This is a genomic window from Enterobacter sp. CP102, assembly GCF_025152625.1.
Taxonomy (GTDB): Bacteria; Pseudomonadota; Gammaproteobacteria; order Enterobacterales; family Enterobacteriaceae; genus Enterobacter; species Enterobacter soli.
In genome coordinates, this window is record NZ_CP104014.1 from 1740632 (window position 1) to 1761826 (window position 21195).

Consider the following 21195-nt stretch of genomic DNA (forward strand, 5'->3'; position numbering starts at 1 on the left):
ACATGGTAAACATAACAACCGCAGCACCCGGCGCGGAGGCTCAGACTCCGGCAGCGATTTCCTCACCACTAAATTCTCCTCATCTTCTCCAGAATCTCCTTCGACCGACGTGCAAAATGGTGCGCGTAGCCGTTCTGTATCGTCATCCGATAAAGCAAGCAATGGCTTACAAGGAAGCCAACCCTCTGATGTTCGTGCGCATAATCGTGCCGAAACTGGCGCGTGTGATGAATACCAACAACTCAAGGTGCTATCCATGGGAAGACAAAAAGCAGTGATCAAAGCTCGTCGCGAAGCAAAACGTGTGCTGAGACGGGATTCACGTAGCCATAAACAGCGTGAAGAAGAATCGGTCACCTCGCTTGTGCAGATGAGTGGCGTTGAAGCAATTGGCATGGCGCGGGACAGCCGTGATACTTCTCCAATTGTGGCGCGCAATGAAGCTCAGGCGCACTACCTGAATGCTATCGAGAGTAAACAGCTCATCTTTGCAACCGGTGAAGCCGGATGCGGGAAAACCTGGATTAGTGCAGCCAAAGCGGCGGAGGCTCTGATCCATAAGGACGTGGACAGGATTATTGTCACCCGTCCGGTACTGCAAGCTGATGAAGATCTCGGCTTCTTGCCCGGAGACATTTCGGAAAAGTTTGCCCCGTACTTCAGGCCCGTTTACGACGTGCTGGTGAAGCGACTGGGTGCATCTTTTATGCAGTACTGCCTGCGACCAGAGATTGGCAAGGTGGAAATCGCGCCGTTCGCCTATATGCGCGGACGTACATTTGAAAATGCGGTCGTGATTCTTGACGAGGCTCAGAATGTGACCGCTGCGCAAATGAAGATGTTTTTAACGCGCCTCGGGGAAAATGTGACGGTTATCGTTAACGGCGATATCACTCAGTGCGATCTGCCATCTGGCGTGAAATCAGGCCTGAGCGATGCGATGTCACGTTTTGAGGAAGATGAGATGATTGGGGTGGTTCGCTTTACCAAAGATGACTGCGTGCGGTCGGCACTTTGCCAGCGCACGCTGAAAGCGTACTACTGAGTTAGCTGTTGTGTTCAAGGCCCGGGAAACCGGGCTTTGTTTTTTGTGCGGTCTTCACGCCACCTGACATAAATACCACAGGCACGGTGCAATATCGTAGGTCGGGTAAGCGTAGCGCCACCCGAGATAAATACCGCAGAAGTCCTAAAGGTTCGCATCCCCCCTTCGGAGAATATAAAAGAAAAAAGCCCGTATTTTCGTACGAGCTCTTATCTCGAATATGGCGGTGAGGGGGGGATTGACTCGCTTCGCTCGCCCTTCGGGCAGCCTGTTCGCTGCGCTCTCAGTCTGTCCAACTGGCGCAGCCAGTTGTCGAACCCCGGTCGGGGATTCTCATCCCCCCCTGGGGTGCAATATGCAAAAAAAAAAGCCCGAATTTTCATGCGAGCTCTTCTTTAAATATGGCGGTGAGGGGGGGATTCGAACCCCCGATACGTTGCCGTATACACACTTTCCAGGCGTGCTCCTTCAGCCACTCGGACACCTCACCATATTGTATTGCTGCCGGACCGCTTGGGGGGCAACGGGGCGCTACTATAGGGAGTTGCGCTAAAACGGTCAAGCAGATTTTCTGCTTTAGTGCTTGTTCGGTTAAGCAATAATCAGCTCCACGGTGTTTATGCCGTGGAGCGTGTCATTACCGCTGCGAATCGAGCACTTCGCTGTGCTTCACCACGTCCTGCGCTTTGCTGTAACTTTCGATCAGCAGCTGATAAGCAGGGAAGATGTGCGTGTACACCTCAGCCCACTCGGCAGCATCTTCACGGTTCCATGTGCGCTGAATTTCAGACGCGACAGCCGCCGTGTCCATTGGCACAACACCCGCCTGCACCACACGGGCCAGAGTTATCTCCTGGGCCATTTTGCTGTAGGTGCCTGACGCATCAATCACCGCAAACACTTTATAGCCGTCGGCCACCGCGCTGATTGACGGAAACGCCATGCAGACGCTGGTGATGGTGCCTGCAATGATCAGGGTCTTGCGCCCGGTCGCCTTCACGGCAGCGACAAACTCCGGGTTGTCCCAGGCGTTGATCTCACCTTTACGCGCCACATATTGTGCATGAGGTGCGTTGGCATGGATCTCCGGGATCAGCGGGCCGTTCGGACCTTGCGGTACGGACGCGGTAGTGATCACCGGGATCTTCGCCAGGGTCGCGATTTTGGCCAGCGCTGCCGCACGGGCACGCAGTTCCGGCATCGGCATATCCCCAACGGTCTGGAATAGCCCGCTCTGATGATCAATGAGCAACATGACCGCATCGTTCACATCAATGACCGGGCGTGCTCCATTAAAATTCGCAGGTGTAGACATTTTCTTCTCCTTTATTACGATCAGATCTGGCCGAAGCGGCCTGAGTTAAAATCGCTAATGGCTTCAGCGATTTCGGTTTTACTGTTCATCACAAACGGGCCATAGCCCACAATCGGCTCTTTCAGCGGTTCCCCGGCCATCAGCAGCACTTTGGCATCACGGCTGGCTTCCAGATGCACTTTTTCTCCTTGCTGGCTCAGGACCACAAGCTGAGCTTCGCCCGCCTGCGCAGTGCCGTTTACCGTTACGTTGCCTTCAAGTACAACCAGTGCGGTGCTCCAGCCCTCGGGCAGATTGAGCGTAAGATGGCTCCCCTGACGCAACGTAATGTCCCATACGTTCAGCGGTGAGAAAGTATGTGCCGGGCCAGTCACGTCACCGTATCGCCCGGCGATAACCCGCAGGTCGCCGCCGTTATCAGGTAACGCCACCACCGGGATCGTGTCACGGGTGATGCTCTGATACCCCGGTGTCGCCATCTTGTCTTTAGCGGGCAGGTTGACCCACAACTGCATCATCTTGAGTTCACCACCTTTCTGCGCAAACCCACGGGAGTGGAACTCTTCATGCAGAATGCCGGAGCCGGCAGTCATCCACTGCACATCGCCGGGGCCAATCACGCCGCCTTTACCGGTTGAATCGCGGTGCTCTACTTCGCCGGAATAGACGATAGTGACGGTTTCAAACCCGCGATGGGGGTGTTCACCCACGCCGCGTTTTGCACCATCCGCCGGGAAGGTATATGGGCCTGCGTAATCCAGCAGCAGGAATGGGCTGAGCGGCTCGCCGTGAGTTTGATAAGAAAACATTGAACGAACCGGAAACCCATCACCAACCCAGTGCTGACGCGGTGCGGTATAAACGCCTGTAACATTTTTCATGGCTATCTCCTGATGTTCTGTTGATGTTTATTAGCTTATATTCAGGTTTAATATCCCGGTAGACAGTGAAAATGACATTCACTGTTCCTTAAATGGAACGATGAGGTTTTATGCAGGATCTCAATGACTTCGTGTGGTTTGTGAAGGTGGTCGAGCACGGTGGTTTCGCAGCTGCCGGGCGGGCGCTCGATCAGCCAAAATCAAAACTGAGCCGCCGAATTGCGCAGCTTGAAGAGCGGCTTGGGGTGCGGTTAATTCAGCGCACCACGCGCCAGTTTACCGTTACCGAAGTGGGTCAGACATTTTATCAGCATTGCAAAGCGATGCTGGTGGAAGCCGAGGCGGCGGAAGAAGCGGTTGCTGCGTTACAGGCTGAGCCACGCGGTATTGTCAGGATCACCTGCCCGGTGACGTTGCTGCATGTGCACGTGGGACCGATGCTGGCGCGCTTTATGGCGAAATACCCGGGAATTAACCTCCAGCTTGAAGCCACCAATCGACGGGTGGATCTGGTGGGCGAGGGGATCGATATCGCAATCCGCGTGCGTCCGCGTCCGTTTGATGACAGTGACCTGGTTTTACGGGTGCTTGCCGACAGGGGGCATTGTCTGGTGGCCGGGCCTGATCTGATTCAGCGTATGGGGAAACCGGTTATGCCCTCAGCGCTGAGCCAATGGCCGGGGTTGAGTATGGGGGAAGGGAGGCAGGTTCATAAATGGGATTTGACCGGCCCGCAGGGGGCAAAAGCGGAGATCCACTATGCCCCGCGTTTTATCACGACCGATATGCTGGCGCTGCGGGAAGCGGCAATGGCTGGAGTGGGTGTAGTGCAGTTACCCATTTTGATGGTTAAAGACCAGCTTGCCTCAGGGGAGTTGGTCCGGGTACTCGATGAATGGGAGCCTCGCCGGGAAGTCATTCATGCGGTGTACCCGTCCAGGCGTGGGCTATTGCCATCGGTGAGGACGCTGGTGGATTTTCTGACGGAAGAGTATGCGCGGATGGTGGAGGAATAGTGATTTCCTCTCCCCTGGGGTTGAGGAAACCCCACAAAAATACGAGCACGGACGGCTCCCTCTCCTTTTTGGGGAGAGGGCTGGGGTGAGGGGCTCAGACCGCACCGGGCCGCATATAGCTCCGGGGGGATTGACTCGCTTTGCTCGCCCTTCGGGCAGCCTGTTCGCTGCGCTCTCAGTCTGTCCAACTGGCTGCGCCAGTTGTCGAACCCCGGTCGGGGATTCTCATCCCCCCCTGGGGTGCAATATGCAAAATAAAAAGCCCGCATTTTCATGCGAGCTCTTCTTTAAATATGGCGGTGAGGGGGGGATTGACTCGCTTCGCTCGCCCTTCGGGCAGCCTGTTCGCTGCGCTCTCAGTCTGTCCAACTGGCTGCGCCAGTTGTCGAACCCCGGTCGGGGATTCTCATCCCCCCTTTCGGAGAATATAAAAGAAAAAAACCCGTACTTTCGTACGAGCTCTTATCCCGAATATGGCGGTGAGGGGGGGATTCGAACCCCCGATACGTTGCCGTATACACACTTTCCAGGCGTGCTCCTTCAGCCACTCGGACACCTCACCATATTGTCATCCCGTTGTTGCCGGGACGGGCGCTAATGTAAGGAAAACCCGAACTGCCGTCAATCAACTTTTTCAGTTAATTAGCGTGTTTAGACAAACTTCAAACAACCTGATTCCGAAATGTGCTGAAAGCGGTTTTTTTATCAACAACGCAATTGCCAGTAAATTTGTTATGCTGGCAATCCAGTTGAAAACGAAAATAAAATCGCGCAATAAAAGGCAGGAATCGCTATGGATATTATCTTTTATCACCCGACGTTTGATACGGCTTACTGGATTAACGCACTGTCGGCAGCATTGCCGGGCGCGCGCGTTCGCGAGTGGAAGCGGGGCGACCATGAACATGCCGACTACGCGCTGGTGTGGCATCCGCCGGTAGAGATGCTCCAGGGCCGTGAGCTGAACGCCGTTTTCGCACTTGGAGCGGGTGTGGATTCGATCCTCAGCAAGCTGAAAGCGCATCCAGAGATGTTGCCTGAACATATTCCGCTGTTCCGACTGGAAGATACCGGAATGGGCCAGCAAATGCAGGAGTATGCCGTGAGCCAGGTGCTACACTGGTTCCGTCGTTTTGATGATTATCAGGCCTTCAAACAGCAATCCCACTGGGAGCCGCTGCCGGATTATCACCGCGAAGAGTTTACCATCGGCATTCTGGGAGCTGGCGTGCTCGGCTCAAAAGTGGCAGAAGCACTTGCCCCGTGGGGATTCCCTTTGCGTTGCTGGAGCCGCAGCCGTAAAGATTATCCGGGTGTGGAAAGCTTTGCCGGAACAGACGAACTCCCGGCGTTCCTGAAAGGCACTCGCGTGCTGATAAACCTGCTGCCCAATACGGCGGAAACGGTGGGGATCATCAACAAAGCGCTTCTGAACCAACTGGCGGATCAGAGCTATTTAATGAATCTGGCACGCGGTGTTCACCTGGTCGAGCCTGATCTGCTGGCGGCGCTGGACAGCGGCAAACTCAAAGGCGCGATGCTGGATGTCTATAGCCGCGAACCGCTGCCAACAGAAAGCCCGCTGTGGGCGCATCCCCGCGTGGCCATGACGCCGCACGTTGCCGCAGTTACGCGTCCGGCGGAGGCCGTAGCCTATATCTCCCATACCATCAGTGAGATGGAGAAGGGCAACACCGTTACCGGGCAGGTCGACAGACAGCGCGGTTACTAAGAGAAACCCGGCGTTCGCCGGGTTTTTGCTAATATTCGCCGCTGATAACTGCTATCCTTGGGAAAAACAGCAGAGGAGAGAAAGATGTATCCCGTTGACCTGCATATGCACACCGTCGCCAGTACCCACGCCTATAGCACCCTCCATGACTACATCGCGCAAGCAAAGCTAAAAGGCATCAAGCTTTTTGCGATTACCGATCACGGTCCTGATATGGCGGATGCTCCGCACTACTGGCATTTTGTGAATATGCGCATCTGGCCACGGCTGGTTGAAGGTGTCGGGATCCTTCGCGGCATCGAAGCGAACATTAAGAACACCGACGGTGAAATCGACTGCACTGGCCCGATGCTGACCTCGCTGGATCTGATCATTGCGGGTTTCCATGAGCCGGTTTTCGCCCCACAGGATAAAGAAACCAATACTAAGGCGATGATCGCCACGATTGCCAGCGGCAACGTGCATATCATCAGCCACCCGGGCAATCCTAAGTTCCCGATTGATATTCAGGCTGTTGCTCAGGCGGCAGCAGAACACCGCGTTGCGCTGGAAATTAATAACTCCTCCTTTGTTCATTCGCGCAAAGGCAGCGAGGCCAACTGCCGTGAAGTGGCTGCGGCGGTGCGTGATGCCGGAGGTATGGTCGCGCTCGGGTCTGACTCGCACACCGCCTTTACGCTCGGCGATTTCGGCGAGTGCCTGAAAGTGCTTAATGATGTTGCTTTCCCGGAAGAGCGGATCCTGAACGTGACGCCACGCCGGATGCTCGATTTCCTTGAATCGCGCGGGATGCCGCGTATTGATGAATTTGCCGATCTTTAATTGTGTAATGGAATAAAAAAATGAATGAGTTCTCCATCCTTTGCCGCGTGCTGGGTACCCTGTTCTACCGTCAGCCGCAAGACCCGCTGCTGGTGCCGCTGTATACGATGATCCAGGAAGGTAAGCTGGCGCAAAACTGGCCGCTGGAACAGGATGAGCTGCTGGAGCGTCTGCAAAAAAGCTGCGACATGCAGCAGGTATCTGCGGATTACAACGCGTTGTTCGTGGGTGAAGAGTGCCGCGTGGCGCCGTATCGTTCAGCGTGGGAAGAAGGGGCAACCGAAGCAGACGTTCGCGCTTTTCTGACTGAGCGCGGGATGCCGCTGGCAGAGACGCCGGCTGACCACTTTGGCACGTTGCTTCTTGCGGCGTCCTGGATTGAAGATCAGTCTGGCGAAGATGAAAGTGAAGCGATCGAAACGCTGTTTGAAGAGTTCCTGCTGCCGTGGTGCGGCACGTTCCTCGGCAAAGTGGAAGCGCACGCCACATCACCATTCTGGAGAACGCTGGCTCCGTTGACCCGCGATGCCATTGCGGCCATGTGGGACGATCTTCAGGAAGAGAATGAAGAGTGATTTAGATCACATAATTCCTGCAACGATACATTTCAACTTGCACATAATGTGCTTCTGATCGCATTTCTATGGTGCGTATCTGCTAAGATGCGCGCCATGAACATATTACTCTGCATTGCAATTACAACGGGCATTCTCTCCGGCTTATGGGGATGGGTGGCGGTATCTCTCGGCCTGTTAAGCTGGGCCGGGTTCCTCGGCTGTACGGCTTACTTTGCCTGCCCTCAGGGCGGTGTTAAAGGGCTGTTTATCTCTGCCTGCACGTTGATGAGCGGTGTTATCTGGGCGCTGGTCATTATGAAAGGCAGTGCGCTGGCGCCGCACGTCGAGATCTTAGGCTACGTGATGACCGGCGTTGTGGCATTTCTGATGTGCATTCAGGCAAAGCAAATGCTGCTGTCGTTTGTGCCGGGCACCTTTATTGGTGCCTGTGCGACATTTGCGGGGCAGGGCGACTGGAAGCTGGTGGTGCCGTCGCTGGTTGTGGGCTTACTGTTTGGCTATGCCATGAAGAACAGCGGTCTATGGCTTGCAGCCCGACGCGAAAAAGCGCAAAACATCACGGCCGTGAGTGAATAAAAAAAGGCGAGATAATCATCTCGCCTTTTTTATGCGCTTCCTGTCAGGATTCCGGAGGAACCGACATATCGCGGTATTTCACCAGAACCGGGTTTTGTGCATCGGCTTTGTTTTGCAGATCCCACAGGCCACGGTCGATACCGTCATTAATCAGGAAGATAACGCCAGTTTCGATGGCTGACATCAGACACATCATGACCGGCTCGTTGGAGGTGTAACCAATTTCACCTTCCAGTAAGCGCTGATAGTCAATGAAGCGGAATACCCCAGCCTGCACTTCATACGAGAGAATGGTCTTGCTGGTGTTCACGGATGACAGCACTTCACCGGTGCTGACGTTCACCACGCGCAGGTTAACGGCTATCTGATCGAGCTGATATTGCGTATCTGCCCCGATACCGAAGTAACGTGCGCCCACGCCGCCGGATTTAACGTTACTTTCGTAGCCGATAATCGAACCTTCAATCATAACGTTGGCTGCGGCAAGCGATTGCAAAGGCATCCGGTTGTTATTCGCGACCGTACCATTTTCCTGAGCGGCGCGAATGATTTTGCGTTCATTCAACAGGTTCTGAAGTCCCTGACGTTCCAGCGGGATGAACCAGTGAGAATCCTTGAGCGCGGTGACCAGCATTGCGGTGGCACTCTGCGGTACGGCAGTCGAGAAGTTACTTGCAGGGTACGGTTTAAATTGTCCAGTTTCATCCTGGATGTTGTAAACCGAGACAAATATTTTGCCGGTTGGTGCTGGCAAATGGGTTAAATCACGATAACTCTGAGCCCGAGGCATTAATGTAGGTTTTGCAGCTTCTTTTGGTGGAGCAGTTAAACAACCGCTCAATAAGCACACTGCAACAAATATCAGGAAGCGCTGCATGATCGTTGTCCTTATTTTGATGTTGTTCAGAAGTCTGTCGAGTTACTTTGTAGGCCAGAAACCTGGATGGTCGATGTTTTTCCAGTTTTCCGGTCCGTCACATTTAACTGAAGCTGCCCATCCTTGTTGGCAATATCGACAATAAAGTCGTTAGTTACCATTCGGCCGGGCTTGCCGGTGTTGATGTTGGTTAACAAACCACCCAGGATCTGGGACTGGATAGCCTGGGTGAAGTTATCCAGCGCTGACGGCGTGTCAACGGTGTAGTCTTTAAAACTCGGATCTTTATAGGAGTTTTGGGCTTGCGCCTCATTCAACATGAAAGCCCCGTTGTTGGGGTTACCGCCAAAGTTAGGGTTACGGAACTGGAACGTCATATTTCCGGCCCAGCTTAATGGTGTAATTAGCATTAACGAAATAACTGCATGTGCAATACGCATGACAGCCTCCGGATATAGGGTCGCTAGAACTCGTCTTTTGCTAAATCGCGTGTGCTTAATAGCGCTTTGTCTATTTGCAGGCGATTTATAGCCTCTTCAGTTTGTGCCAGAGCTAAGGCTACGTTTTTATCGAAGTCTATTTTCGTTGGGAATAAAAACGTTTGATAAATAACGTCCTGATTAGCCGTTATCGTTATCCAACTTCCCCATCGTGCACTGGGCCGTTCGTTGATTGTTATGTTACCAGGGTAAGTACTTTCCCACTTGTCACTGAAGGCACGGTAAAAATTGTGGCCAACAGATGACACCGTATGGTCAGTTAACAATCCAGGAACCTCCACTTCAACGGCCTGAAGGTTCCCGGCAGCAAGCAGAAGGCCTGCTGCGGCAATCCAACTCAACGTGCGTTTCATGGTGTTAACGCCTGAGGTTATCGTTTGCCCATGAAACCGCCTGAGTTCGGTTTTTAACAGCTATCTTCTTGAAAAGATTATAAAGGTGCGTCTTAACCGTATTTTCGCTGATAAATAACGAACGGGCGATCTCAATATTTGAAGCACCAATGCGCAACTTGTTCAGGATCTCTTTCTCGCGATGTGTCAGCAGCGCGGACTCTGAACTGTTATAGCGGTAGTTACCAGAGTGCGTGATGAGGTAGCTGGCAAGTTTTTGCGAGAAATAACATTCACCTCGCAATATGCCCTGCAACCCTTCTACCACGCGATCTTCTTCTTCAGTGACGTAAAAAACGCCATTGATATGCGGCCAGCTTTCAATGTCTCTGAAAGGATACTCATCAGGAGTGTTCAATAATAGCAAACGGATATTATTGTTTTTCCTGCTTAAATTATCTTGCCAGTAATGAATAAGCTTTTTATCAGCTTCCATCATATCGAGAAGAATAATGCTGCCAGGCGCAATATCATCAAAAGAACGTTGAATATTATGCAATTTCCCGTTCAGTGATAATGATTGCTTTAGATGCTGTAATAAAGCTGTCGCTTGCAAAGAAGGTTTTGTGATCAACAGTAATGTATGACCATGTAAACTATGGACTTCATTATACATGATGAAACCCCACTTTTTTATGACACCTGACAGTTGCCCCTTTAATTAAAATTAAGGGGCACCAGAAGTACTGACAGATGCTGCACTGCTGTGTGTAGAATCAGACCATAACCTCCAGGGGGAGGTAAATATAAAACAAATTTCGTACATCTGATTTCAATCTAGCTTTTACAAACTTTAAATCAAGTGTTAAACATGTAACATAATGTAAAAATCAATATTAATTTGTGAAAATCACACATTTCAATTGTTCAGTTTTGATAGGAAAGTTGTACATGCTAATAACCCTGCACACATTTTAAAAATCATACAAATATTTATATCAATCTGATTTTAAAAAATATTAATTATTTAGTTAACACAGCGGCAAGGTATGAATTCTGGAAAAATCCTAAGCCTTCGAATGAGCGAGTTGTGTCCTTAAGAAAACATGCCTCGTGTCACGCACTGTGTAAATTATGATCCCGGTAGTGGGTGAAGCGTGCGGCTTGCAAAGGGTGGACAGGCCGTTACCGCGTTGTACAACCTTTACCCTGGAAATATTTTTACAAAAACTAAACTGCACTGATTGCAGCGGTTTTTGGCATTAATTAATACTTTGAGGTGAAACGAAGAATAAAAATAAGACTCGCGGGTGAGATATTTAAAATGTTTCGACAGACATACTCTTCACCGTAACGACGCGTTAACAAATAAGAAAAGCGTTAACACGAAGTCACATTACGATTTGTGTATAGCCAGGTCCAGGGTGACAACATGAAAAACATATCGTTATTTGTGATGTTTACATTTCTGGGTGTGCCTGGATTTGTAACTGCGGCGGGTTCAGATTTAGCCAATACTGAATATAACTTCGCGGTTAATGAATTAAGTCGTTCCTCGTTAAATCAGGCAGCCATTATTGGTCAGAAGGGCGCATATAATGACGCCCAGGTTCGCCAGGACGGTTCTAAATTACTGTCCATTGTTACTCAGGATGGAGTCGGCAACAGAGCGAGAGTTGATCAATCAGGGACTTATAATTATGCATATATCGCTCAGAGCGGCTACGCGAATGATGCTGATATTTCGCAGGATGGATACGGTAATACGGCAAAGATTATCCAGCAAGGGTCGGGTAATAGGGCGAGTATTACTCAGTACGGTACGCAGAAAACCGCAGTTGTAGTGCAGAAACAGTCGCAAATGGCCATTCGCGTTATTCAACGCTAGTTATTTAGCGGCGACTTTAATCAATCCGATGGGGGTTTTACCATGAAATTTATCAAAGTGGCAGCACTTGCAGCAATCGTAGTTTCTGGTAGTGCTATGGCGGGTCTTATTGATCAAGGCGGCTGGGGCCATGGTCATGGCCATGGCGGTTATGGTGGTCCAAATTCAACCCTGAATATCTACCAGAGCGGTGGCGGCAACTCAGCTGTTGCCTTGCAATCGGATGCAAGAAATTCAACTCTGTCTATTAGCCAGACCGGTGGCGGTAACGGTGCAGATGTTGGACAAGGCTCTGACGACAGTACTATCACCCTGACTCAGAACGGTTTTGGTAACAGTGCAACACTCGATCAGTGGAACAGCAGAGATTCCACTATGACTGTTAGCCAGTACGGTGGCCTTAACGGTGCATTGGTTGACCAGACCGCTTCTAACTCTTCTGTAAGTGTTACTCAGGTTGGTATTGGTAACCACGTGTCAGCTCATCAGTACTAATACTGAAATCTGTGCTACAAAAAAACAGGGCATATGCCCTGTTTTTTTTCGGGAGTCCATCATGCAAACCTTAATTCTCCTCGCTGCGCTCTCCAGTCAAATTACATTTAAAACCTCCCAGCAAGGCAATATGACGACCATTATTCCGCAGGTGATCCTGACTGAGCCGTGCGAATGCCAGGTCCAGGTGCTTTCTATGCGACAAGGACAGGGCGGTCAAAGTACGTCACAACAACAAAATACCGTCTCTATACCCGCTAATCAGACGATTGATTTAACGCGCCTGAGTTTAAATATCGATGCAGGGGACACAGTGAAGATCACCGTGACCGTTTCTGATGGGAAAGCGCTCCATTTATCGCAGCAGTGGTCGCCGCCAGGCAGTGTGCTCTAATTATTCAGTAAATCAATGAATTGAAAGGGCTGGCGGCAACGGATTCTTATTACTATGCTGTTATCAATGATGAGTTAATGTTGCAAATATGTTTCATTGTGCGTTGCCTGCCCCCATGGAGTGTTTTTACCCCTCAAGGACGACTTTCATTGAGGAGTATTTTCGTGACCAGATTTGCATTTCAATTCATCACAGGGCTGGGTCTGGCGATGTCTGCCGCGCTGAACCCCGCATTTTCAGCAACCCTCGTTAATGGCGGAGTCATCCATTTTCGTGGCGCAATAGTTTCCAACCCCTGCGAGATCTCTGCCAGGCATCAACAACTTTCTATGTCGTGCCCGGAGAATAACCGGATGCAGACGCGTGAGCTGAGCTATAACGATGCCCTGAACGGCCAGAGTGCTTACCCCAATCTGGCTTCTGTCAGCATGAAGTACCTCAACCCTGAAAAATCACTGGCCATTGTGCAGGTTGAATACCGCTGATCTCTTGCTCTCCTGCCCTCTGGCGGGAGAGCTTTTCCCGCAATAGTTTTTTCTCCCAACCCCAGTGCGATACACTTAATAAAAAGGCGGGTCGCAGAGGGTGTTTATGAAACCGCAAATAGAGGTTATCCACGGTGATATCACGACATTGCACGTTGACGTAATCGTCAATGCTGCTAATCCATCTCTCATGGGCGGGGGAGGCGTGGACGGTGCTATTCACCGTGCTGCCGGCCCGCAGTTACTTGAGGCGTGCAAAGTGGTGCGTCAGCAGCAAGGAGAGTGTCCTCCTGGCCACGCCGTCATCACCCTGGCGGGGGATCTGCCTGCCAAAGCGGTGATTCATACCGTAGGGCCGGTATGGCATGGAGGGGAACATCATGAGGCCAGGATCCTGGAAGATGCGTATCGCAACTGCCTGCGCCTGGCGGCCGATAACGGCTACAAGACCATGGCCTTCCCGGCAATCAGTACGGGCGTGTATGGCTATCCCAAAGCCGCGGCGGCGGCGATTGCGGTGGACACAGTCTATCGCTACCTTTCCCTGAAACCGATGCCCGAACAGGTGTTCTTTGTCTGTTTTGATGAAGATACCGCCCATCTGTACCAGCGGCTTCTGACCCAGCGCGGACAGGAGTTTGATGTCTGAATACAGCAGCGGCGCCCGAAAGGCGCCGCTGAGTGTTCAGGCTTTAGTTTGAGGTTTACCCGAGAACAGGAAGCGCAGCAGCGGGATCCGCAGATGAATTTCGTACATCACCAGTGCCAGCCCAATCACAAACACCAGCCCGGTGAAAAAGCCCAGCGTATTTGAGGCGATATGCGGGGTGATGTATGCCCCGAAGAACAGCGTCAGCGGATGATGCACCAGGTAAATGAACAATGAGGCATTGACGAAATAGGTCACCCGGGTGGATTTGAAATTCAGCAGGCGGTGGCCTAAGGCAAACACCACATTGACCATCCACAGGCCCAGCAGCATGGTGATCACGCTTTCCGTTTCATACATCCACGCATCGCCACTGCCGTAGCGCTGATTCAGCAGATAGGCGACAAAGGCCACTGCCGCGCCAATCGCGCACCACGGGGAAGGGGTGGTAAAGAGGGCTTTCAGCTTTGGATAAACAAATGCCAGCGCCCCAATCATAAAGAAGGGGATATAGAACAGGCTTTGCATGACCACAAAGTTGAACAGGCCGTCGCTGAGGATAGGCGGATAGACAATAAAGAGAGTACGCCTCACTGCGGCATACGCGATGCCCAGCAATAAGAAGAGCAGCGACAGTTTCCCAAGCGTAATGCTGGCGAAGAAGGTATCGGCTTTCGTGCTCAGGTGGTGACGCAAACGGCTAAAAATCAGCACGCTGATTGTCGTCAGCACCACCAGAACCAGCAGGAACCAGAGATGGGACACCAGCTCCCACACCAGCGTGTTGTACTTTTCATACAACGACAGATTTTGCCAGCCATCGGCCTTGCCTTTGACATACTGCAACATGATGAACTGCGGAAGCGTCAGCAGCGGAATGGCTGTGAGCATCGGAATACCCACGCGCTCGACGCGCACCTTCCACCAGCGTTTAATCGGATAACGCAAAAACAGCATGTAGGAAAAATAACCGGAAATGACAAAAAACACCTGCATCCGGAAGGCGTGAATAAAGTCATTAAACAGGGTGAGCCACCAGGAGGGTTCCAGACTGTTAACGTGCCAGGTGTGGCTAGAGTAAATTAGTGAAATGTGAAAAGGGATCCCCAATAGCATCAGCCATGCCCGGATCGAGTCGAGGAAATATTCACGTTGTACAGGTATAGTAGTGCTCATATAACTTTGTGCATTCTCAGACTTTTCGTCTTATCCCTAAGACTCATAATGGTTACATTCGAGGCCAACCCTACACCAAGACCGACACCCTGTCTCCAGGATAAGCACGCAAAGTGAAAAGTGGGTTCTTCCACTTGCTTAATCCCTGAGCCAGCGAGCTGAACAAAGCGGTGATTATGTTGTCGGATTGCCTGAGTTTCCATTAAAATGGATCGGATCGATATAAGCACACAAAGGGGGAAGTGCTTACTTATTATGAAACATAAACCACAAATGATGAAAATGCGTTGGTTAGGTGCAGCAGTCGTGTTGTCCCTGTATACCTCATCGGCCTGGTCCTTTAACATCGATGATGTCGCAAAACAGGCAAAATCGATGGCTGGCAAGAGCTATGAAGCGCCGAAAAGTAACCTGCCCTCCGTTTTCCGCGATATGAAATATGCGGACTATCAGCAGATCCAGTTCAATCACGACAAAGCGTACTGGAGCAATATCAAGACCCCGTTCAAGCTTGAGTTTTATCATCAGGGTATGTACTTCGATACGCCGGTTGCCATCAATGAAGTGACGGCGAGCTCGGTGCGTAAAATCAAGTACAACCCGGATTACTTCAATTTTGGCGATGTGCAGCATGACAAAGACACGGTGAAAGACCTTGGCTTTGCCGGCTTCAAAGTGCTTTACCCAATCAATAGCAAAGATAAAAACGACGAAATCGTCAGTATGCTTGGCGCCAGTTATTTCCGCGTCATTGGTGCGGGGCAGGTCTACGGGCTTTCTGCGCGTGGTCTGGCCATTGATACCGCGCTGCCATCAGGTGAAGAGTTTCCACGCTTCCGCGAATTCTGGATCGAGCGTCCAAAACCTGCGGATAAGCGTCTGACCATCTATGCACTTCTGGATTCCCCGCGTGCGACAGGTGCGTATCGCTTTGTCATTATGCCAGGGCGTGACACGGTTGTTGACGTGCAGTCTAAGGTCTATTTGCGCGATAAAGTGGGCAAACTGGGCGTTGCACCATTAACCAGCATGTTCCTGTTTGGGCCGAACCAGCCGTCTCCGGCGACCAACTTCCGCCCGGAACTGCACGACTCCAACGGTCTTTCTATTCATGCCGGTAACGGCGAGTGGATCTGGCGTCCGCTGAACAATCCGAAACATCTGGCAGTCAGTAGCTTTGCGATGGAAAACCCGCAGGGCTTTGGTCTGTTGCAGCGTGGCCGTCAGTTCTCACGCTTTGAAGACCTGGACGACCGTTACGATCTGCGTCCAAGCGCGTGGGTCACACCGAAAGGTGACTGGGGGAAAGGAAAGGTTGAGCTGGTTGAAATTCCAACCAACGATGAAACCAACGACAACATCGTCGCTTACTGGACGCCGGATCAACTCCCGGAATCTGGTAAAGAGATGAACTTCAAGTACACCATTACCTTCAGCCGTGACGAAGACAAACTGCACGCACCGGATAACGCCTATGTCATGCAGACCCGTCGCTCTACTGGTGATGTGAAGCAGTCGAACCTTATCCGTCAGCCTGACGGCACGCTCGCGTTTGTTGTGGACTTTGCTGGCCAGGATATGAAGAAACTGTCCCCTGACACGGCAGTGACGGCACAGGCAAGCATTGGTGATAACGGTGAAATTGTCGAAAATACCGTACGTTACAACCCAGTAACGAAAGGGTGGCGTTTAACCCTGCGCGTGAAAGTGAAAGATCCGAAACAGACGACTGAAATGCGCGCTGCGCTGGTCAGTGACGATCAGCCGCTGAGCGAAACCTGGAGCTATCAGCTACCTGCCAATGAATAATACAACTGAATATATTGATGCCATGCCGCTGAGCGATATTGAAAAAGCGGCACTGCCCAGGAGCGACATCCGCGCGGTACAAACCGCGCTGGATGGTGAACATCATCAGTTTACCCGTGATGATGATACGCCGCTGGGGTCAGTGAAGGCGCGTCTGGAGCAAGCATGGCCAGACTCGCTGGCAGAAGGGCAGCTGGTTAAAGACGACGAAGGCCGCGATCAGCTTCAGGCAATGCCGAAAGCAACGCGCTCTTCTATGTTCCCGGACCCGTGGCGCACCAACCCGGTGGGCCGCTTCTGGGATCGTCTGCGTGGGCGTGAAGTTGCCCCGCGCTATCTTTCTCGTCTGACGAAAGAGCAGCAAGCCGCCGAGCAAAAATGGCGTACCGTCGGGACGATTCGCCGTTACATTCTGCTGTTGCTGACGCTGGCACAGACGGTTGTGGCAACCTGGTATATGAAGACCATCCTGCCTTATCAGGGCTGGGCGCTGATCAACCCTGCGGATATGACAGGGCAGGATCTGTGGGTCTCCTTTATGCAGCTGCTACCGTATATCCTGCAAAGCGGCATCCTTCTTCTGTTTGCCGTGTTGTTCTGTTGGGTGTCCGCCGGTTTCTGGACGGCGCTGATGGGCTTCCTGCAACTGCTGATGGGACGGGACAAATACAGCATTTCTGCGTCGACGGTCGGGGATGAACCCCTAAATCCTGAGCACCGTACTGCGCTGATCATGCCTATCTGTAACGAAGACGTTGATCGCGTATTCGCGGGTCTGCGTGCCACCTGGGAATCCGTAAAGGCGACCGGTAACGCAGAGCATTTTGACGTGTATATCCTCAGCGACAGCTACAACCCGGATATCTGCGTGGCAGAACAAAAAGCCTGGATGGAGCTGATTGCAGAAGTGCAGGGCGAAGGTCAGATTTTCTATCGCCGCCGCCGCCGTCGCGTGAAGCGTAAAAGCGGAAACATCGATGACTTCTGCCGCCGCTGGGGTAATCAGTACAGCTACATGGTGGTTCTGGATGCTGACTCCGTGATGACGGGTGAGTGTCTGACCGGCCTGGTGCGTCTGATGGAAGCCAACCCGAACGCCGGTATTATTCAGTCTTCACCAAAAGCATCCGGTATGGATACGCTGTATGCGCGCTGCCAGCAGTTCGCAACGCGTGTTTACGGGCCGCTGTTTACGGCGGGTCTGCACTTCTGGCAGTTGGGTGAATCCCACTACTGGGGACATAACGCGATTATCCGCGTGAAGCCGTTCATTGAGCACTGTGCGCTTGCGCCACTGCCGGGTGAAGGCTCGTTCGCGGGATCTATCCTGTCGCACGACTTCGTGGAAGCCGCGCTGATGCGTCGTGCAGGGTGGGGCGTCTGGATTGCCTACGATCTGCCGGGCTCATACGAAGAACTGCCGCCGAACCTGCTGGATGAACTCAAGCGTGACCGTCGCTGGTGCCATGGTAACCTGATGAACTTCCGTCTGTTCCTGGTAAAAGGGATGCACCCGGTTCACCGTGCGGTATTCCTGACTGGCGTTATGTCGTATCTGTCAGCGCCGCTGTGGTTTATGTTCCTGGCGCTCTCTACCGCGTTGCAGGTGGTGCACGCCCTGACAGAACCGCAGTACTTCCTGCAACCGCGCCAGCTGTTCCCGGTTTGGCCGCAGTGGCGTCCTGAGCTGGCAATTATGCTGTTCGCCTCAACCATGGTTCTGCTGTTCCTGCCGAAGTTGCTCAGCATCATTCTGATCTGGTGCAAGGGCTCGAAAGAGTATGGCGGCTTCTTCCGCGTGACGGTGTCGTTGCTGCTTGAAGTGCTGTTCTCTGTGCTGCTGGCACCGGTTCGTATGCTGTTCCATACCGTATTTGTGGTCAGCGCGTTCCTGGGCTGGGAAGTGGTCTGGAACTCTCCACAGCGTGACGATGACTCGACTCCGTGGAGCGAAGCCTTTATGCGTCATGGTTCACAGCTGCTGTTAGGGCTGGTGTGGGCGGTGGGTATGGCATGGCTGGATCTGCGTTTCCTGTTCTGGCTGGCACCGATTGTCTTCTCGCTGATCCTGTCGCCATTTGTGTCCGTGGTATCCAGCCGTTCAACGGTGGGTCTGCGTACCAAACGCTGGAAACTGTTCCTGATCCCGGAAGAGTATTCACCGCCGCAGGTGCTGGTGGACACTGACCGCTTCCTGGAGATGAACCGTAATCGCTCGCTGGATGATGGCTTTATGCACGCGGTGTTTAACCCGTCATTCAACGCCCTGGCAACCGCAATGGCAACGGCCCGTCACCGTGCAAGTAAGGTGCTGGAAATTGCCCGCGATCGCCACGTTGAGCAGGCGCTCAACGAGACGCCGGAAAAACTGCACCGTGACCGTCGTCTGGTCCTGTTGAGCGATCCGGTCACCATGGCGCGGCTTCACTATCGTGTGTGGTCTGCTCCGGAGAAATATTCCTCCTGGGTCAACTACTATAAAACGCTGAAGCTTAACCCGCTGGCGCTGAAAGCGAAGTAAGTTTTAATCAGGCCGGGAACGCTGCACGCTACCCGGCAAATAAAATACCGGCTGAGAAGCCGGTATTTTTTTATGAGGTAATGAATGAAAATAGTCATTGTGGCCATGATGGCGATGCTGCTTAGCGGTTGCGGCAGTATTATCAGTCGCACCATTCCAGGGCAAGGCCACGGGAATCAGTATTACCCGGGCGTGAAATGGGATGTTCGCGATTCAGCCTGGCGATACCTGACCGTGCTCGATTTACCGTTTTCACTGGTCTTTGATACGCTGTTGCTACCGATAGACGCGCACCACGGCCCTTACGAATAAAACGACGCTTAACGCTCGTCCCACTCATCTGCTGCGGTTTGCCCCTCTTCGGTATCCAGCGGAGGTTCGAGCTGAAACTCGCCCTCATCCCACTCGTGCAGGGTGTTTTCTTCAAGCCATTCCTGACGCAGTTCTATTTCGTCATAGTCACCATCGAAGACTGCCTGCGCAGCTTCACCACTCAATACCGGCAAGCACTCTCCTTCGTCACCGTCATCAACGAAGAATTCGGCCTGCCACATAATATCCCCGTCCTGAAGGACATATTTTTGAATATTGAGTTGTTGCACGTCAGCGTCTTCTTCCTCAATGCCGGGATTATCGGCGAGGAACTCTTCGCGAGCGGCATCAATAGCTTCTTCCAGTGTGGCGTACATGGTCATCAGTTTCTCCCTGTTTTCGAGAAGGTATTCAGGGAAAGAATAGCTGATTATCAGATCCTGCAAGTATGAATACGAAAATATGCCGTCACGCCTTCGTCTTATTCGCGGGCAGGGCTATTTTGTTCAACCTGCTCGTCGGTGGCAGGGCGTAATGCTCTCGATAAACTGAACCAGGAATAGATGGCGTTAAACAGGACCACACTTGCCGTCACGATAAAAACGGCACGAAAACCAAAACTGGCAGAAACGCCTGCGCCGACCAGCGGCCCGGTGACATTGCCGATATCGCGGAACGACTGGTTATAGCTAAAGATACGCCCGGCAATCTGGTTGGTGGAGTTATAAACCAGCAGAGTCTGTACCGCGGGAAGCAGCGCGCCATCTGCGGCGCCCAGCAGGAAACGCAGCACGCCGAGTTGCCACGGGGATTGCACCATCGACATCGGAATGAGCAACAATACCGAGATAACCAGCGCGCAAATCAGGATCTTCTCCGGGCCAATCTTATCCCCCAGCCTTCCCAGACGTGGCGCACTCAGCAGCGCGGCAACCCCCGGGACAGACGCAATAAGCCCACTGATAAAGGCAATATTATTCACATTACCCGCCAGGTCACGCACGTAGAGCGTCAGAATCGGGGCAATAGAGCCCGTGGCGACCTGGATTATCATGGTAGTGACAAACAGGCTCAACACCAGTTTCGGGTTTTTCAGTGAAGCCAGAACATCCCTGGCATGGAGCATCTCTTTTTTGGCCACCGGGGTGAAGTTTTCCCGAATACAGAGCAAGGTGACGATAAAACAGAGGAACAACACGCTGGCAGTGATGAAAAAGACCGGCCGCAGGCCGTAGCTATCTGCCAGTAAGCCACCGGCAAGGGGTCCCAGTAGCGCGCCGCTCACCGCCCCCGTTGACAGCGTCCCCAGTGCCCAGCCGCTTTTATGGCGGGGAATTTGCGTGGCGATAAGGGCATTTGCGTTGGGCACAAATCCACCCAGCAAACCCAGCAGCGCGCGTAAAATCAGGAACTGCCAGACGTTCTGCGCCATCCCCATCAGCACCATAATAATGGACATGCCAAGCGCGGAACGCAGCAGCATGATTTTTCGCCCTTTACGGTCGGCAAGCCCACCCCAGAACGGTGAGGCAATCGCCGAGAACAGGAAGGTGATACTGAACACAAGGCCTGACCACATGTTCAGCGCGCTATGGCCTGTCACACCAAGCTGTTCGACGTAGAGGGGAAGGAAAGGCATCACCAGGCTGAATGCTGCACCGGTGAGAAAACAGCCAAGCCAGGCAACCGTGAGGTTACGTTTCCAGTTTATGGGGGCATCTGAGGGTGACATAACAATCCGCATAACGAGGTGCAGCGCACGATAAGGTAGAGGTAATAAGCCTGCTAATTA

The 21195-nt window shown here is 52.4% G+C and carries 23 protein-coding genes, 2 tRNA genes and 3 other RNA genes; 14 read left to right on the plus strand and 14 right to left on the minus strand.

The genetic code is table 11. The features are described from left to right. Positions 1–256 precede the first annotated feature (256 nt). Entirely contained in the window at positions 257–1045 is a 789-nt protein-coding gene (gene phoH, locus N1249_RS08060) for a phosphate starvation-inducible protein PhoH (RefSeq protein ID WP_259836558.1), read from the plus strand. A gap of 221 nt (positions 1046–1266) precedes the next feature. Here phoH and N1249_RS08065 read toward each other — a convergent pair. From N1249_RS08065 to N1249_RS08080, 4 genes are all read right to left on the minus strand, one after another. After that, positions 1267–1403, minus strand: a non-coding RNA gene (locus N1249_RS08065) — RtT sRNA. Between the two features lie 44 nt (positions 1404–1447). Then, positions 1448–1535: transfer RNA gene (locus N1249_RS08070), tRNA-Ser, on the minus strand. A 147-nt stretch (positions 1536–1682) separates the two neighbouring features. Further along, positions 1683–2360: an isochorismatase family protein gene (locus tag N1249_RS08075; protein WP_014069728.1), complete on the minus strand. Its 678-nt coding sequence runs from the start codon at positions 2358–2360 to the stop codon at positions 1683–1685. 20 nt (positions 2361–2380) lie between these two features. Beyond that, positions 2381–3241: a pirin family protein gene (locus N1249_RS08080; protein WP_259836561.1), complete on the minus strand. Its 861-nt coding sequence runs from the start codon at positions 3239–3241 to the stop codon at positions 2381–2383. 110 nt (positions 3242–3351) lie between these two features. Here N1249_RS08080 and N1249_RS08085 point away from each other — a divergent pair, with 110 nt between their 5' ends. Continuing rightward, positions 3352–4257 (plus strand): LysR family transcriptional regulator, encoded by a 906-nt coding sequence (locus N1249_RS08085; protein WP_259836563.1) that lies wholly within the window; start codon positions 3352–3354, stop codon positions 4255–4257. Positions 4258–4371: 114 nt separating this feature from the next. Here N1249_RS08085 and N1249_RS08090 read toward each other — a convergent pair. The 3 genes from N1249_RS08090 to N1249_RS08100 all read right to left on the minus strand — a co-directional run bounded on the left by N1249_RS08090 (position 4372) and on the right by N1249_RS08100 (position 4819). After that, positions 4372–4506: non-coding RNA, RtT sRNA (locus N1249_RS08090), on the minus strand. A gap of 45 nt (positions 4507–4551) precedes the next feature. Then, a non-coding RNA gene (locus N1249_RS08095) (RtT sRNA) lies at positions 4552–4687 on the minus strand. 44 nt (positions 4688–4731) lie between these two features. Next, a tRNA-Ser gene (locus tag N1249_RS08100) sits at positions 4732–4819 on the minus strand. Between the two features lie 231 nt (positions 4820–5050). On the opposite strand from N1249_RS08100, the gene ghrA reads away from it, so the two are divergent. The 4 genes from ghrA (at position 5051) to N1249_RS08120 (ending at position 7965) form a co-directional block, all read left to right on the plus strand. Beyond that, the gene (ghrA, locus tag N1249_RS08105; RefSeq protein WP_259836569.1) at positions 5051–5989 is read left to right on the plus strand and encodes a glyoxylate/hydroxypyruvate reductase GhrA; all 939 of its coding nucleotides are present in this window, start codon (positions 5051–5053) and stop codon (positions 5987–5989) included. Positions 5990–6073: 84 nt separating this feature from the next. Then, positions 6074–6811, plus strand: coding sequence for a phosphatase (locus tag N1249_RS08110; RefSeq protein WP_259836571.1), 738 nt, complete (start codon positions 6074–6076; stop codon positions 6809–6811). A 20-nt stretch (positions 6812–6831) separates the two neighbouring features. Further along, the gene (locus tag N1249_RS08115) at positions 6832–7386 is read left to right on the plus strand and encodes a molecular chaperone (RefSeq protein WP_259836573.1); all 555 of its coding nucleotides are present in this window, start codon (positions 6832–6834) and stop codon (positions 7384–7386) included. Between the two features lie 96 nt (positions 7387–7482). Beyond that, complete coding sequence (locus N1249_RS08120) at positions 7483–7965, plus strand: DUF1097 domain-containing protein (protein ID WP_259836578.1); 483 nt, start codon at positions 7483–7485, stop codon at positions 7963–7965. Positions 7966–8008: 43 nt separating this feature from the next. Here the strand turns inward: N1249_RS08120 and csgG are convergent, their stop codons facing one another. The 4 genes from csgG to csgD are packed head-to-tail and all read right to left on the minus strand — an operon-like array spanning position 8009 to position 10350. After that, on the minus strand, positions 8009–8842 hold the full coding sequence (gene csgG, locus N1249_RS08125; protein WP_014069735.1) for a curli production assembly/transport protein CsgG: 834 nt from the start codon (positions 8840–8842) through the stop codon (positions 8009–8011). A 26-nt stretch (positions 8843–8868) separates the two neighbouring features. Further along, positions 8869–9282: a curli production assembly/transport protein CsgF gene (gene csgF, locus N1249_RS08130; protein ID WP_259836580.1), complete on the minus strand. Its 414-nt coding sequence runs from the start codon at positions 9280–9282 to the stop codon at positions 8869–8871. 23 nt (positions 9283–9305) lie between these two features. After that, entirely contained in the window at positions 9306–9695 is a 390-nt protein-coding gene (gene csgE, locus N1249_RS08135; protein WP_217187108.1) for a curli production assembly/transport protein CsgE, read from the minus strand. Positions 9696–9699: 4 nt separating this feature from the next. Continuing rightward, positions 9700–10350 carry a biofilm master transcriptional regulator CsgD gene (gene csgD, locus N1249_RS08140; protein ID WP_166716974.1) on the minus strand — a complete coding sequence of 217 codons (651 nt, stop codon included), beginning with the start codon at positions 10348–10350 and terminating at the stop codon, positions 9700–9702. A gap of 756 nt (positions 10351–11106) precedes the next feature. On the opposite strand from csgD, the gene csgB reads away from it, so the two are divergent. From csgB to ymdB, 5 genes are all read left to right on the plus strand, one after another. Further along, positions 11107–11562, plus strand: coding sequence for a curli minor subunit CsgB (gene csgB, locus N1249_RS08145; RefSeq protein ID WP_014069739.1), 456 nt, complete (start codon positions 11107–11109; stop codon positions 11560–11562). 42 nt (positions 11563–11604) lie between these two features. Then, positions 11605–12057, plus strand: coding sequence for a curli major subunit CsgA (csgA, locus tag N1249_RS08150; protein ID WP_259836606.1), 453 nt, complete (start codon positions 11605–11607; stop codon positions 12055–12057). 61 nt (positions 12058–12118) lie between these two features. Then, on the plus strand, positions 12119–12451 hold the full coding sequence (csgC, locus tag N1249_RS08155) for a curli assembly chaperone CsgC (RefSeq protein ID WP_014069741.1): 333 nt from the start codon (positions 12119–12121) through the stop codon (positions 12449–12451). Between the two features lie 164 nt (positions 12452–12615). After that, complete coding sequence (locus tag N1249_RS08160; protein WP_259836609.1) at positions 12616–12936, plus strand: type 1 fimbrial protein; 321 nt, start codon at positions 12616–12618, stop codon at positions 12934–12936. Between the two features lie 106 nt (positions 12937–13042). Beyond that, positions 13043–13585, plus strand: coding sequence for an O-acetyl-ADP-ribose deacetylase (ymdB, locus tag N1249_RS08165; RefSeq protein WP_259836610.1), 543 nt, complete (start codon positions 13043–13045; stop codon positions 13583–13585). A 36-nt stretch (positions 13586–13621) separates the two neighbouring features. Here ymdB and mdoC read toward each other — a convergent pair whose 3' ends face one another. Next, a complete protein-coding gene (gene mdoC / locus N1249_RS08170; RefSeq protein ID WP_259836612.1) occupies positions 13622–14761 on the minus strand; it encodes a glucans biosynthesis protein MdoC in 1140 nt (379 codons plus the stop codon). Positions 14762–15016: 255 nt separating this feature from the next. Between mdoC and mdoG the strand changes: the two genes are divergently transcribed. The 3 genes from mdoG to N1249_RS08185 all read left to right on the plus strand — a co-directional run bounded on the left by mdoG (position 15017) and on the right by N1249_RS08185 (position 19403). Beyond that, positions 15017–16570: a glucans biosynthesis protein MdoG gene (gene mdoG / locus N1249_RS08175; protein WP_041162035.1), complete on the plus strand. Its 1554-nt coding sequence runs from the start codon at positions 15017–15019 to the stop codon at positions 16568–16570. Further along, entirely contained in the window at positions 16563–19091 is a 2529-nt protein-coding gene (gene mdoH / locus N1249_RS08180; protein WP_259836615.1) for a glucans biosynthesis glucosyltransferase MdoH, read from the plus strand. The genes mdoG and mdoH overlap by 8 nt, the downstream gene beginning before the upstream one ends. A gap of 84 nt (positions 19092–19175) precedes the next feature. Next, complete coding sequence (locus N1249_RS08185; RefSeq protein WP_182060430.1) at positions 19176–19403, plus strand: YceK/YidQ family lipoprotein; 228 nt, start codon at positions 19176–19178, stop codon at positions 19401–19403. 8 nt (positions 19404–19411) lie between these two features. On the opposite strand, the gene N1249_RS08190 is transcribed toward N1249_RS08185, so the two are convergent. Beyond that, positions 19412–19786 carry a MysB family protein gene (locus tag N1249_RS08190; RefSeq protein WP_014069748.1) on the minus strand — a complete coding sequence of 125 codons (375 nt, stop codon included), beginning with the start codon at positions 19784–19786 and terminating at the stop codon, positions 19412–19414. 98 nt (positions 19787–19884) lie between these two features. Continuing rightward, complete coding sequence (gene mdtG, locus N1249_RS08195) at positions 19885–21135, minus strand: multidrug efflux MFS transporter MdtG (RefSeq protein WP_259836629.1); 1251 nt, start codon at positions 21133–21135, stop codon at positions 19885–19887. Positions 21136–21195 lie beyond the last annotated feature (60 nt).

What these genes read in the sequence shown, in the direction of transcription:
- phoH (WP_259836558.1), top strand. Translation starts at nt 257, where the DNA reads ATGGGAAGACAAAAAGCAGTGATCAAAGCTCGTCGCGAAGCAAAACGT.
- N1249_RS08075 (WP_014069728.1), bottom strand. Translation starts at nt 2,360, where the DNA reads ATGTCTACACCTGCGAATTTTAATGGAGCACGCCCGGTCATTGATGTG.
- N1249_RS08080 (WP_259836561.1), bottom strand. Translation starts at nt 3,241, where the DNA reads ATGAAAAATGTTACAGGCGTTTATACCGCACCGCGTCAGCACTGGGTT.
- N1249_RS08085 (WP_259836563.1), top strand. Translation starts at nt 3,352, where the DNA reads ATGCAGGATCTCAATGACTTCGTGTGGTTTGTGAAGGTGGTCGAGCAC.
- ghrA (WP_259836569.1), top strand. Translation starts at nt 5,051, where the DNA reads ATGGATATTATCTTTTATCACCCGACGTTTGATACGGCTTACTGGATT.
- N1249_RS08110 (WP_259836571.1), top strand. Translation starts at nt 6,074, where the DNA reads ATGTATCCCGTTGACCTGCATATGCACACCGTCGCCAGTACCCACGCC.
- N1249_RS08115 (WP_259836573.1), top strand. Translation starts at nt 6,832, where the DNA reads ATGAATGAGTTCTCCATCCTTTGCCGCGTGCTGGGTACCCTGTTCTAC.
- N1249_RS08120 (WP_259836578.1), top strand. Translation starts at nt 7,483, where the DNA reads ATGAACATATTACTCTGCATTGCAATTACAACGGGCATTCTCTCCGGC.
- csgG (WP_014069735.1), bottom strand. Translation starts at nt 8,842, where the DNA reads ATGCAGCGCTTCCTGATATTTGTTGCAGTGTGCTTATTGAGCGGTTGT.
- csgF (WP_259836580.1), bottom strand. Translation starts at nt 9,282, where the DNA reads ATGCGTATTGCACATGCAGTTATTTCGTTAATGCTAATTACACCATTA.
- csgE (WP_217187108.1), bottom strand. Translation starts at nt 9,695, where the DNA reads ATGAAACGCACGTTGAGTTGGATTGCCGCAGCAGGCCTTCTGCTTGCT.
- csgD (WP_166716974.1), bottom strand. Translation starts at nt 10,350, where the DNA reads ATGTATAATGAAGTCCATAGTTTACATGGTCATACATTACTGTTGATC.
- csgB (WP_014069739.1), top strand. Translation starts at nt 11,107, where the DNA reads ATGAAAAACATATCGTTATTTGTGATGTTTACATTTCTGGGTGTGCCT.
- csgA (WP_259836606.1), top strand. Translation starts at nt 11,605, where the DNA reads ATGAAATTTATCAAAGTGGCAGCACTTGCAGCAATCGTAGTTTCTGGT.
- csgC (WP_014069741.1), top strand. Translation starts at nt 12,119, where the DNA reads ATGCAAACCTTAATTCTCCTCGCTGCGCTCTCCAGTCAAATTACATTT.
- ymdB (WP_259836610.1), top strand. Translation starts at nt 13,043, where the DNA reads ATGAAACCGCAAATAGAGGTTATCCACGGTGATATCACGACATTGCAC.
- mdoC (WP_259836612.1), bottom strand. Translation starts at nt 14,761, where the DNA reads ATGAGCACTACTATACCTGTACAACGTGAATATTTCCTCGACTCGATC.
- mdoG (WP_041162035.1), top strand. Translation starts at nt 15,017, where the DNA reads ATGAAACATAAACCACAAATGATGAAAATGCGTTGGTTAGGTGCAGCA.
- mdoH (WP_259836615.1), top strand. Translation starts at nt 16,563, where the DNA reads ATGAATAATACAACTGAATATATTGATGCCATGCCGCTGAGCGATATT.
- N1249_RS08185 (WP_182060430.1), top strand. Translation starts at nt 19,176, where the DNA reads ATGAAAATAGTCATTGTGGCCATGATGGCGATGCTGCTTAGCGGTTGC.
- N1249_RS08190 (WP_014069748.1), bottom strand. Translation starts at nt 19,786, where the DNA reads ATGACCATGTACGCCACACTGGAAGAAGCTATTGATGCCGCTCGCGAA.
- mdtG (WP_259836629.1), bottom strand. Translation starts at nt 21,135, where the DNA reads ATGTCACCCTCAGATGCCCCCATAAACTGGAAACGTAACCTCACGGTT.